This window comes from Pseudomonas sp. FBCC-B1667, assembly GCF_059133255.1.
This window is the reverse complement of record NZ_CP101437.1, coordinates 4,152,579-4,164,533: the sequence shown is the minus strand read 5'-3', so window position 1 is coordinate 4,164,533 and position 11,955 is coordinate 4,152,579. Positions and strand designations below refer to the sequence as shown.

Annotated in this window: 9 protein-coding genes; 3 read left to right on the top strand and 6 right to left on the bottom strand. The window is 57.8% G+C overall.

Annotated features, from left to right (window positions below; all coding sequences use genetic code 11):
- Positions 1-179 precede the first annotated feature (179 nt).
- The 3 genes from NL116_RS19240 (at position 180) to NL116_RS19230 (ending at position 4,618) form a co-directional block, all read left to right on the top strand.
- Entirely contained in the window at positions 180-716 is a 537-nt protein-coding gene (locus NL116_RS19240) for a dihydrofolate reductase family protein (RefSeq protein WP_494373575.1), read from the top strand.
- A 127-nt stretch (positions 717-843) separates the two neighbouring features.
- The gene (locus tag NL116_RS19235; RefSeq protein WP_494373574.1) at positions 844-1,539 is read left to right on the top strand and encodes a tRNA (adenine(22)-N(1))-methyltransferase; all 696 of its coding nucleotides are present in this window, start codon (positions 844-846) and stop codon (positions 1,537-1,539) included.
- A 136-nt stretch (positions 1,540-1,675) separates the two neighbouring features.
- Positions 1,676-4,618 (top strand): sensor domain-containing phosphodiesterase, encoded by a 2,943-nt coding sequence (locus NL116_RS19230; protein ID WP_494373573.1) that lies wholly within the window; start codon positions 1,676-1,678, stop codon positions 4,616-4,618.
- A gap of 19 nt (positions 4,619-4,637) precedes the next feature.
- Here NL116_RS19230 and NL116_RS19225 read toward each other — a convergent pair whose 3' ends face one another.
- The 6 genes from NL116_RS19225 to NL116_RS19200 all read right to left on the bottom strand — a co-directional run bounded on the left by NL116_RS19225 (position 4,638) and on the right by NL116_RS19200 (position 11,950).
- Positions 4,638-4,796 (bottom strand): hypothetical protein, encoded by a 159-nt coding sequence (locus NL116_RS19225; RefSeq protein ID WP_494378169.1) that lies wholly within the window; start codon positions 4,794-4,796, stop codon positions 4,638-4,640.
- Between the two features lie 429 nt (positions 4,797-5,225).
- Positions 5,226-6,445, bottom strand: a protein-coding gene (locus NL116_RS19220; protein WP_494373572.1) for an IS3 family transposase whose coding sequence is annotated in 2 segments (ribosomal slippage) — positions 5,226-6,100 and positions 6,100-6,445 — 1,221 coding nt in all. Because the reading frame shifts where the segments join, the coding sequence is not laid out codon by codon here.
- A gap of 162 nt (positions 6,446-6,607) precedes the next feature.
- Positions 6,608-7,732: a type VI immunity family protein gene (locus NL116_RS19215; protein ID WP_494373571.1), complete on the bottom strand. Its 1,125-nt coding sequence runs from the start codon at positions 7,730-7,732 to the stop codon at positions 6,608-6,610.
- A 10-nt stretch (positions 7,733-7,742) separates the two neighbouring features.
- On the bottom strand, positions 7,743-9,032 hold the full coding sequence (locus tag NL116_RS19210; RefSeq protein ID WP_494373570.1) for a VRR-NUC domain-containing protein: 1,290 nt from the start codon (positions 9,030-9,032) through the stop codon (positions 7,743-7,745).
- A gap of 3 nt (positions 9,033-9,035) precedes the next feature.
- Positions 9,036-11,279, bottom strand: a complete 2,244-nt coding sequence (locus NL116_RS19205; protein WP_494373569.1) for a type VI secretion system Vgr family protein — start codon at positions 11,277-11,279, stop codon at positions 9,036-9,038.
- Positions 11,280-11,623: 344 nt separating this feature from the next.
- On the bottom strand, positions 11,624-11,950 hold the full coding sequence (locus NL116_RS19200; protein WP_494378168.1) for a hypothetical protein: 327 nt from the start codon (positions 11,948-11,950) through the stop codon (positions 11,624-11,626).
- Positions 11,951-11,955 lie beyond the last annotated feature (5 nt).

Here is an 11,955-nt window from a genome sequence, read left to right as displayed (position 1 = left end):
TGGTGGATGCAGCATGGCAGGTGGGTTAAAACCTTCCCGTCGTGCCCCAATGCTTGCTTGTCCGGGTCTTGCTCACATTCATACAACGCATGACCCACAAATCCGCGCCACGCCGTTTTGGTCCCCTATTGGGCTTATGATCACGCCTTGACATGCGACGTATAAACAGGAGGGACCTGATGGTCACAGCCCATGTTTTCATTGCCACCAGTCTGGATGGATTCATTGCCCGCGCTGATGGGGATATCGACTGGCTTTTGCAGCGCGATGATCAGACCGAGGATCATGGTTACTCAGCGTTCATCGCCGACAAGGATGTGATCGTCATGGGGCGGGGAAGCTACGAGAAGGTGCTGACCTTCGAATCGTGGTTCTACGACCGGCCAGTCGTGGTGCTGTCTGAACAGTTGGCCAATTCGCCGGTGCCCGACGCATTGAAGGGCAAGTTGCGGTTTTCCAGTCTCACCCCCGCAGCCTTGATGGAGGAACTGGCCGGGCAAGGCGTGCATCGGGTCTATGTCGATGGCGGGCAGTTGGTGCAGTCATTTCTTCGCGATGGGTTAATTACTGACATGGTGATTACCACCGTGCCCGTGCTGATCGGGTCGGGACGGCCATTGTTCGGCACCCTTCAGCAGGATGTTGACTTGAAACTGGTATCCAGTCGCTGCTTTCCTTCCGGGTTGGTGCAGTCCACGTATCGGTTGTGCCGATAACCCTGACACAGGCGCGGGGCCGATCCGGGCCCCGGTCGCAGGAATTTGTAATGCGTGGCGTTGCCCGACACAATCGCGTCCCGATCCGGCCGAAGCTGCCGGACATCCGTGGTAAAGGGAACTGCAGTTGAACGAACAGACATTGTCCATGCGCCTGGAACGCGTGGCGGCGCATGTGCCCGCGGGCGCGCGACTGGCCGATATCGGCTCGGATCACGGCTACCTGCCGGTCGCGTTGATGCGCCGTGGCGCCATCGTGGCGGCCGTTGCCGGTGAGGTGGCGTTGACGCCGTTCCACGCGGCAGAACGTACCGTGCGCGAGAACGAACTGGACGCGTGGATCACCGTGCGCCTGGCCAATGGGCTGGCGGCGATCGAGCCGGGCGACGGGATCACCGCGATCAGCATCTGCGGCATGGGCGGCGAAACGATTCGCGACATCCTCGCCAGCGGCAAGGCACGCTTGAGCGGGCAGGAGCGCCTGATCCTGCAGCCCAATGGCGGCGAGCAGCCACTGCGCCAATGGTTGATGGAAAATGGCTACAGCATCCTCTGCGAGGAGCTGCTGCGGGAAAACCGTTTCGACTACGAAATTATCGTTGCCGAGCGCGCCGGCCCGATGACGTACACCGCCGAAGAGCTGTACTTCGGCCCGCTGCAAATGCAGGCACGCAGCCCGGCGTTCCTGGCCAAGTGGCAGCGTGTGCTGCGTGAAAAGCAGAAGACGTTGACCCACTTTGCACGGGCGCGGCAGGCCCTGCCCGAGGAAAAGTTGCAAGATGTCGCCCGGCAGGCCCGGTGGATCTCTGAGCTATTAGCGTGAGCCGGTCGTCCATTTAGAACGATCACAAAATAAAACGATTGAAAAAAACTCCCATTAGCTTTAAACGGGAAGCTAACCGGCACATTGCCAGCAATCAGTAAGTGAGTATCGCCAGTTTTTGGCTCAGGGAGGGCTGATGAGTGTTCGTCCATTGACCGACGCCCCGAGGCAATCGAACGATTGCGACGTTGTCGCATCTCAACTGAAAGGACATCTGGACACGGTCGGCATGACTTACGCTGGCAACAAGGACACTATTGAGCAATTGTTGATCCCCGCGCGCCACTGGGCGCACTCGACCGCGTGGGCGGTTTACCGCGCCGGTGAACAAATGCACCTGGTCGGGCAGGGCGACCCAACGGTGCAGTGGCCGTCGAGCGTGGCAAATGAAGACTTCGACGCGTTTTGCCAGACTCAGCGCTTGCACCGCTGGCCGACCGGTAAAGGCGAAAGCGAGCTCGGCTGGCTACTTGCGCCCATCAATGAAGCCGCGGACCCGGCGCTCGCGGATTTTGCCCAGCGCCTGGGCATTGAGGTTCAGACCAATACCCTGGCCCGCGCGCAGATTACTCAGCGTGTGCTCTATGAAATTACTTACCTCGCCAGTTCGACCCGCGACCGCTCGGTGTTTCTGGTGGGGGTTCACCAGCTGCTGGCCAGCCTGATCGACGCCGAGAACTTCTACCTCGCGCTGTATGACCCGCACACCGGCAAGATTGACTACCCGTATTACGTCGACATCATTGACGTGGATGCCGTGGAGTCCCAGCACTACGAATACCTCGACCCTTCGCACCTGTCGTTGACCGGCCAGGTACTGACCACCGGCCAGCCGCTGCTGATCGACGCCGCTGGCATTATCGCGGCGCAGGCCGAAGACCGTTTCTACTGCGTGGGTGATCGTCCGGAATTCTGGATGGGCGCGCCGTTGAAAAATGCCTCGGACGACGTCTTTGGCATGCTGGCCATGCAGGTCTACGACGTTTCCCGTACTTACAGCGCTGAAGACCGCGCGCTGTTTCTGGTGGTGGCGCGCCACGTGGCCATGGCGCTGGACCGGATTCTGCACCGCGAAGACCTGGAAGGGACGGTGATGCGCCGCACCCTGGAACTTTCGGCCGTCAACGACGCGTTGAGGCAGGAAGTGGCCGACCGACAGCGCGCCGAACACCTGCAGAGCGCGCTGTTCCAGATTGCCGAACTGTCGAGCCAGCCCGGCGACATGGCGGAGTTGTTCCAAACCTTGCATGGCATCGTCGGTGATCTGCTGTTCGCGCGGAACTTCTATATCGCGCTGTTTGATGATGCGATCAGTGAAGTGACCTTTCCGTATTACGTCGATGAGCGGCAGACGATTTGCCCGCCGGCACGGCGTGGCTGCCGGGGCTTGACCGAGTACGTTATCCGTCAGCGCCGGCCGTGCCTGATTGACGTCGGCGAGGCTGAACGATTGGCGGCGAACGGTGAAATCGAACTGGCCAATGAGTCTGTGCGGTCTTACTCCTGGCTGGGCATTCCCTTGTTCGATGGCGATGTGGTGCGCGGTGTGCTGGCGGTGCAGAGCTATACCTCGCAGGTGCGCTATACCTTGCGTGACCAGGAACTGCTGACGTTTGTATCGCGACACATCGACACCGCGTTGTCACGGCGCACGGCTGCCGAAGCGATCCATGCTGCCAATCTCAAGCTGGAGGCCCGGGTGCAGAACCGCACCCGCGAGCTCGATCACGCCAATGCCAAGTTGCAACACGAAAACTCTCACGATGCACTGACCGGGCTGCCGAATCGTACTTACCTGCAACAGCGCCTCAGCCAGGCCTGGTCAGAGTTTGGCAGCGCCGGCGGGCACCTGGCGGTGATGTTCATTGACCTCGACCGTTTCAAGATGGTCAACGACAGCCTCGGCCACCACTTCGGCGACCTGCTGTTGATGCAGGCCGCCCAGCGTCTGCGCGGTTGCCTGCGTGAAACCGACATGCTGGCGCGCCTGGGGGGCGATGAGTTTTCGGTACTGGCGCCCGAGGCCTCGCTGGAGGTGGTGATCGAAATCGCCGAACGGATTCTGGTGGCGTTTGACCTGCCGTTTTTCATCAATGGCCATGAAGTGTTTTCGTCCTGCAGCATCGGTATCGTCAGCGCCGACAGTCAGTTCCATCACGAACCCGCCGACTTGCTGCGCGATGCCGATGCCGCGATGTACCGGGTCAAGAGTGCCGGGCGCGACAGCTACGCGGTGTTCAATCAGGAAGTGCGCCGTGAAGTCTCGGACCAGGTCGAGCGGGAAGGGGCCTTGCGCAACGCGCTCAAACGGACTGACGAATTGCTGCCGTATTTCCAGCCGATCGTCAGCGTCGATACCGGCGAATGGGTCGCCCTTGAAGCATTGGTCCGCTGGCATCAACCGGGGGGCCGGGTGATCGCGCCGGGCGAGTTCTTGCCGGACGTCGAGGGCTTGCGCCTGATCGGTCGACTGGACCTGTACATGCTCACCAGCGTGGCCGTGATCCTCGCACAGCCCGAGCATGCGGGTTGGCCTGCGGTGCATGTCAATTGCTCCAGCTACAGCATGACGCGTCCGGACTTCGCCAGCGAAGTGCTTGCCCTGTTGGCGCGGCACGGGGTTGCGCCCTCGCGGATCTGCCTGGAGTTGACCGAAGGTGCGCTGGTGGCTGAGCCGGCCATCGCTCGCCTGACCATGCAGCAATTGGCCGACAACGGGATGTCGGTAGTGCTCGATGACTTTGGTGCAGGGTTTTCGTCCCTGAGCTACGTGCATCAATACCGTTTCAGCGGCTTGAAAATCGATAAATCGTTCATCCTCGAACTGACCACCAGTGCGCGCAGTCGCGCCATCGTCCGGGCGATTGTGCGGATGGCCGAATCGCTGGACCTGAATGTGGTCGCCGAAGGGGTCGAGGATGAAGCGACGCTGGAACTGCTGCGAGAAATAGGCGCCGGGCAGGCCCAGGGTTACTACTTCGCCAAGCCGATGGGGTTGAAGGCATTGTTGGCGAGTTCGCTGATTACATCATCCAGTCGGGCGCTGGCCGGTGACTCGCCAACGGTTTACTCCAAGTGAACGTCGTTGCCAGGGAAACTCAGATCAACAGGGCAAACAGTGTGTTCAGTTGAGCAGTGTTTTCATCAGCCCGCGAAAACGCCTGGGCTTTGAGGCACTCGATTGTGCGCTTGGCCTTGTAGATCAGGCTGCACGTGTTCAGCTTGGAATCAGTGCGCCGTGAACGTGATGCACCCACCGGACTGCACTCCTGGGAAAGCGGATACGGAGGCTTCGGCAAGGTCCTACAGAATCAGGCGCCTTATCGACTTGCTGACCCAAGATGGGTTTGACCTGTTAGCGGTGGCGCAGCAGCGGATGATGGGGTGGAAGGCGCCGATCTGACGGCTGATCTTTACACAAAAATCCAGCGCTCGAATGGCGCTGGATTTTTATGAGGACGTCGAGTAAGTACATTGCTAAGAATGGAAAATGCTTTCTTTATTCAAGAGCACGAAGGGGTGGGTCCTGATAAGACTCAACTATCTCGATACAAGCGGCACGAGCTTTTTCTTCAAGTGTAAATCGTGCTACGTGATAGGTTCTGGTCTATTTGGCAAGAGCTCTTTCCAGTGAAGACTGTCTTTCTCGTGGACTTGCCCCTACAAAACCGGACACCAACTCCCCGTTAAATTGATGCTGCTGCCAAGCGCCTGAACTCCCTAGGCGAGCGATAGCTCAAGGCGCTGTGCGGATGCTGCTCGTTGTAATGCTCGAAGGCAATTGCCAGGTTACGTAGCGCCGTTTCTCGATCCGGCTTGGGCATGTGCGCCACGTAATCCCGCTTCATCGTCTTCACGAAGCTCTCGGCCATGCCGTTGCTCTGCGGACTGCGCACTGGGGTGGTCACCGGCTGCAAACCGATCTGCCGAGCAAACAGGCGTGTCTGTTCGGCGGTGTAAGCCGAGGCGTTGTCGCTGAGCCATTGCACCGGGATGGCGGGTAGTTGATCACCGAAGCGCTTCTCCACACTTTCCAGCATCAAGTCGCGGATATCATCACCGCTATACCCGGTCGGGCTGGCGACCCAGCCGATGGCTTCGCGGTCGCAGCAGTCCAGGGAGAAGGTCACGCTCAGTTTGGCGCCGTCCTCGCAACGGAATTCAAAGCCGTCCGAGCACCAACGCGTATCGCTGGTTTGCACCGCAATACGGCCTTCGTGTCGACGCGGCACGCCGGGTTGTTTGATCCGGCGTTCAAGCAGTAGGTTGTGATCACGCATAACCCGGTAAACCCGCTTCACGTTGATCGCGGGTAGCAACTGGGTTTCACGGGCGCGACGCAGCAATCCCCAGACTCGACGGTAGCCATAGCTGGGCAGTTCGCTGACCTGTTGCTGGATTTCGGCCACCAACTCAGCATCGTTCACAGGCCTGCTTCGCCGTGTCTTGGGCGATGCCGATTGCTTGATTCGAACCGTTAATTGCGAGCGCGCCACACCGAGACATTCGCTGACCAGTTTCACTGGTCGTCCCCCGGCAACAAGGGTGAGTGCGCAATCCATTTTCGCGACCGGGCGATCTCCACGGCCTCTTTGAGGATTTCTGCTTCCATCGTTTTCTTGCCCAACATCCGTTGCAGTTCACGGATCTGCTTGAGCGCATCGCTCAGCTCGGAGGCCGGTACCACGGCTTCGCCAGCACTGACCGCCGAGAGGCTGCCGCCCTGGTACAGCTTGCGCCACAGGAACAACTGGTTGGCATTGATGCCGTTGCGCCGAGCCACCACTGAAACGCTTTGTCCCGGTTCAAGGCTCTCTCGAACCATGGCCAGCTTTTGCTCTGGGCTCCAGCGACGACGCCGCTCCTGGCCCAAAAGCTCACCACTCTTATCGTTGCTATTAGTCATAAACATAACCGTTTGCCTATCCCTTATCGTAAGGGGGAAACGGTGTCCTGTCTTTCATGGGGCTCGTTCATCTCGTCACTGATGCCCTCTTGCCAAAATGCTCTCTGCGCGGTATTCGTTTAGGGACATGAAGTGTCCGCTTAATAGCCAGCCACTATAGTGTTATTTCTCACCTGACCAATACCAAAGCGTGTCACCCCACGTTGAACCGCTGAAGGTTGGCAAGATTTCGCCTTTGCTGAAGTAGCGTCGGGAGTCCGCCTGGGAGGAACTGAACCAGTAACCAGAAACAGTGCATGGCTGGCCGGCCTCAAGGCGTGCCGGAGTTTTCGATTGAATATCATCCTGGTCGAAACGGGCATACCAGCGAGCGGTGCTGTCTTCCTCAAAGCAGTTTCCATAAGGAGAGTATGTGTGCAACTGGCCTGGATTGGGGATGCGCAGCGATTTTACGACTCGATTGACTGCCACATAGGCAGGGGGAAACTGTTCGTTGTCGCCGCCCAGTTGGGGAAGGTCTCCCGCGCGGAGGATTAGTCCATTGTCGTAAGTCAATATCGCTACATCGCCGCGACCACTAAACGCATGGCCTAGTGAGTTTTCACCCCCCAAGCGTTCTACAAACTGTTTGCCAAGAACGGTGTACCAGTTCACGCCCTTTATATTATCGAGCAATTCTCGCTTGAAGTTATGGACCATCGAGTCCACTTCAAGTCCGGAAAACTGCTGAGCCAACTGAAATTCGATTGGCATGTAGCTATCGAAATCATAAGGCAAGACGCTGGAAAGTCCGCCATAACCGTGATCGGCCTTCACCTGATTACAAAGGTAGATTAGCCAGTTTTGGAATCTCGCAGCGCCGTTGACTTCCTGTAAGAAAGTCCAAGGTAATGTGATTTTCAGGTACGAGCGCTTCTGGTCACCATGGACCTCGAAAGAGTTCAATGCTGAAAGGCTATATTCGCCGGCCCCAGCTGCAGTCGGAGCGCTGCTGATGTGCCATTCATACTGTTCGTTTGAGTCGGTTTCAAGAATCTTCAACGTCGTTTTCTTGAAACTGTCGTCGGTCAGTTTCTTATAACGGCCATCAAATTGCCCTTTAAGGTGTTGACCGAATTCTGCCTTAAACCGGTCGAAGCACTCCATTACGCTTTTCTTACTTTGAAATAAGTAACCTTCTTTGAAGTAGATCGTAGCGATCAGTCCCAGCCTGACGACGGGTGTGCTGTCCGGTAATTCAAAAGTCAAGTCCGGGGCTTGTTCAGCCAGTTTTTTCATAATGTCCATAAGTATCCTTTTATCCGGCCGTGACTGTTGCAGTAACGGCTACGCCGCCCAAGATGCTGGCTAGCAAGGCCCACGAAAGTTGCGCTAGACGCACAATAACCAAGAGGCCGGCAACAATGGCCGCAGGGATACCCGCCGCTACACAAGCTGCTCCGATGGCAAACGCGATCACTACAGTTGCCGCTGCGATGCCCAGATCGATCAAAACCTGAACCCAATCGATTTGCCGAAGCATTTCGAGCGTCATGTCTGTATAGCGTTGAATCTCTTTCCAAACGGCTCTCAATTGCTCATCTGTCCAGCGGATGACCTGGGCCCCCGTTTCACTAACCCACTCCCAAGCTTTTTGTGATTCGCGTCGGATCCACTCACCTTTGACTCCAAGCCACGTTGCGGCATCCTCGAGATGTTTTTGTACTTCCTGAGAAAGCTTGCGAATTCCTTGAGCGCCTTGTTCCAGAAGACCATCTACAGCCTCCTGAACCTGTTGAGTCCAGCTTTCAACATGGGCAGGCCTGGGGGTTGTTGTCGGACCGTACACAGGTACTGGAACAGGTGCCGGTCTTGGGGATTCATCAGGGCCCCTTGGGGGTAATAACACAGGCCACTGTAGAGGATTGAATTCCCCTGTTGGCTTGTGCTCTCTGTTGTATTGGCGATCTCGTTCGCGATCACCATCATCACGGCAGTCATTAATTTCCAAAACGGAGAATCGATTCGGTCCCCCTGCGATATCAAGGTATGCCTCTCTTTGAGCCATCCCAAGAACGTCCCCAGGAAATTTTACTTCCACCAATCGCTCTAGATTATTCGGGTGACCAATACCCTGATGATCAGGTCCTGCCTGTCCCGGCCAACGGACACCTCTACTTTTTACGATGATAACGTCTGGTCGCCGCAGAAGCCCTTTAACCGAGCCTTTGGGAAATGGAAACAATGCATGGCGCCGCTCGGGGTCGAGTTTTTTATCGTCACCCATCCACGAGGAGCTGAGGAATGGCTTCGGTGGTAGGAACGCCATGTCAAAACACACTTCCGCCTTATAGTCCCAGAGAAAGTCCCACCGGTACTCGTCAGCCCGGATCAATCCACTCATGACAAGTTGTTTTAGTTCCAGCCCAGTGACGCCGCCGTCGTTTGCCTTCTTGATCGATAGCTTCGGGAATCGCGCAGCGTAATTGGCTTTCTCCATCAAATAGGGCTTGTTTTCAGGATTAGGCAGTTGTGCCTGTTTGACCGTCCCTTCAATGCTTGTGCTGGTACATCCCTGTGGTGTTTGGGGTGGTTGTATGACTGCCATGTATCAGCCCTCCGAATTGGCGTCTTTGAAGTCCAGGGTCAATTCTTTCGGTGCACTTTCACCTGCCCTGATCAACAGTTCCTCAGGTTCCGGCTTACGGATTGGCGTCAGCAATTCCACCTCCGCCGGGTTGGTGCTATAGGCCTGAAAAGTTTTCCCTTCCTCATTGGTGTAACCGGCAATACGTGTGCCATCTGCCAGCTTCAATGTGTAGGGGCTTCTTGCTAATGGCTCTCCTGTTTTTTCGTCTTGGAGCAGGTAGCGGGCTTTGTGGCTTCGCGGGGCACTATCAAGTAGCTTGCCGAATTTGTCCTTGTCAGCCAAGCCGGGCAAAAGAGGCCCCACTATCTGAATCCCACTCCCCGAACCCGGCGATCCACCCGAATTGGTCTTCACCTCAGCCCCACTAATCGTCACACCCCCGGCATCCACCTTGACGAAACTCCCGCCAGCCTTGGCCGTCAGTTCCATCCCGCCTTCAACCACCACCTTGTCGCCAGCGTTGTAGTGAATCTCTTCTCCCGCCTCGACGAACTGCGCCGTGCCGACCTTCACATGCTGGGTGGTCGCCACGGTCAGGTGATCATCGGCCCGCGCTTCAGTCTTGCGATCCAGATAAGTGATGCGATGTTCTTCGACCTTGAATTCGCTGAAGACGTTGGCCTCGACCGTGTCGTGCCGTTCGTTGCCGATGCGGATTTTCTGGTCGTGTTCGATGTTTTCATCCCAGTCGCGCTGGGCGTGGAGGTAGATCTGTTCCGCACCTTTTTTGTCTTCGATGCGAAATTCGTTGTAGCCCTTGCCGCCCGGTGAGCTGAGGGTCTTGAAGGTGCTGCGGGTTTTGTTCGCCGGCAGGTCGTAGGGGACGAGGTTTTCCTTGTGGTACAGGCAGCCGGTGACCAGTGGCTGGTCGGGGTCGCCTTCGAGGAAGGTGACGAGCACTTCCATGCCGACACGCGGGATGGCGATGCCGCCGTAGGCACTGCCGGCCCAGCCGGTGGCGACGCGCAACCAGCAGCTGGTTTTGTCGTTGGCCTGGCCGTCGCGGTCCCAGAAGAATTGCACTTTGACGCGACCGTATTCGTCGCAATGGATTTCTTCGCCTGGCGGGCCGGTGACGATGGCGGTCTGGCTGCCGAGGACTTGCGGTTTCGGGTGTTCGAGGGCAGGGCGGTAGTGCGCGTCCCATGGCGTGGCGAGGAAGCGGTTGCGGTAGCCCTGGTGGAAATCGTCTTTGTTGTGGGTGACGTCGCTGGTGATGTTCTCGCTGAGCACTTGCGGCTGTTTGCCTTCGTGGACCACTTCGAGCAGCAGCCAGAGGTCGTTCCATTCGGTGCGCGGGTGTTCGCTGAGGGCCATGAAGTGGCCACTGGCCAACGTCGGTTCGTCACCTTTGCCTTCAGCGAGTTTGTAGTCGCTGCGATGGCGTTCCAGCGCGCGGGTTGCCAGTTGTTTGCCGCGTTCGCGGTTGAGGAAGAGGCCGGGGTAATCGTAGTCTTCGAGGTCCGGGGCGACGCCGCTCTTGGCGGCGCCTTCGGGCAGGATGCGTGGCTTCTCGAAGTCGTAGTCGCGGCGGCTGACGCGGCTGGTGCGGGTTTCCAGACGCAGGTTGAAGCGTTTGATTACCGGTTTCTCGGCGGCCATGCCGGAATCTTGCTGGTAGGCCACGGGCGCGAGTTTGCGGAACACGGTCTGATCATCGCCGAACACCAGTGTGTGGCCGCTGGCGCTGTGCTGGAAGTGGAAGTGAATGCCTTCTTCTTCGCACAGGCGCTGGATGAAATGCAGGTCGGATTCGTCGTACTGCACGCAGTAGTCGCGGTCCGGGTAGACCGCGCCGCACTGAAAGCTGTAGGCGTCAGCGAGGATGCCGCGCGCTTCCAGGACCTGCGCGATGATCTTCGGCACGCTTAACTGCTGGAAGATTTGCTGGTCGTGGTTGTGGCGCAGGTAGGCCAGTTGCGGGCACAGGCTGATGCTGTAGCGGGTCAGTTTTTTACCCGAGTCGCCTTGCTCGATGCGATAGACCAGGCCATGGATGAGGCCTTTGCCGGTTGCGCCGAAGGTCAGGCAACCGGGTTTGTGCAGGATCTCTTCGAGTTTCAGGTCGGGGCGGGCGCTGACCAGTTCGATGTCGAAACAGAACGGCTGGTTGAGGGCTTCACGGCCGACGAAACTGAGCACTTGCAGGTCGGCGCAAACGCCTTCCAGCGTGAGGGAAATATGGGTTGCGTTAGCGTCCAGCATGCCTTGAATTCCGTCCTTTGGATAAGCTGGGGCGGATGGTGCAGGATTAAACCGCCCCGTTCAAGGCGCAAACGGCGTAGGTGCGGGGGGCTTGGGGGATAGGGAAAACCCTTAGTGGCACGGTTTTGGGCCCGTAAGTATGGGGAACTCACCTTGGTATATCGCTATCGAAGTGGCGACCAAGGCAGCGGTGACCTGCAGCAGTGGCGGGTGGGGCGGGCCATGGAGCGCGTCGCCGCCAATGAGGGGCGCCTGAACATGGTGGTGTTCCTGGGCGACAACTTCTACGGCAAGTCGCTGGCCAGTACCCATGACCTCAGTTGGCAAACCCGGTTCGAACGTGTTTATTGGGGCCACTGGCTAGTCATGTGCTGTTCTACGAGGTACCGGGCAATCACGATTACCCGGTGTCGCAAAAGTACGAGATCAAGTGCGGACAGCAGCACACGGGATCGGGCCGCTGGCAGATGCCGATGAATTTTTACGCCAAGGATTTCGGGGAAGTCGACGGTCGCCCATTGGTGCGCATGGTGTTCCTCGACACGTCGGCGCCGCGTGAAGGTTTGCAACAGCAAATCGACTTTATTGATCAGGCGTTCCAGACACTTGGTCCGGCGCCGGTGTGGCGAATCGCAGCGTCCCATCACCCGGTGCGCAATCAGGGCCAGCATGACGA

What these genes read in the sequence shown, in the direction of transcription:
- NL116_RS19240 (WP_494373575.1), top strand. Translation starts at nt 180, where the DNA reads ATGGTCACAGCCCATGTTTTCATTGCCACCAGTCTGGATGGATTCATT.
- NL116_RS19200 (WP_494378168.1), bottom strand. Translation starts at nt 11,950, where the DNA reads ATGCTGGCCCTGATTGCGCACCGGGTGATGGGACGCTGCGATTCGCCA.
- NL116_RS19230 (WP_494373573.1), top strand. Translation starts at nt 1,676, where the DNA reads ATGAGTGTTCGTCCATTGACCGACGCCCCGAGGCAATCGAACGATTGC.
- NL116_RS19215 (WP_494373571.1), bottom strand. Translation starts at nt 7,732, where the DNA reads ATGGACATTATGAAAAAACTGGCTGAACAAGCCCCGGACTTGACTTTT.
- NL116_RS19210 (WP_494373570.1), bottom strand. Translation starts at nt 9,032, where the DNA reads ATGGCAGTCATACAACCACCCCAAACACCACAGGGATGTACCAGCACA.
- NL116_RS19205 (WP_494373569.1), bottom strand. Translation starts at nt 11,279, where the DNA reads ATGCTGGACGCTAACGCAACCCATATTTCCCTCACGCTGGAAGGCGTT.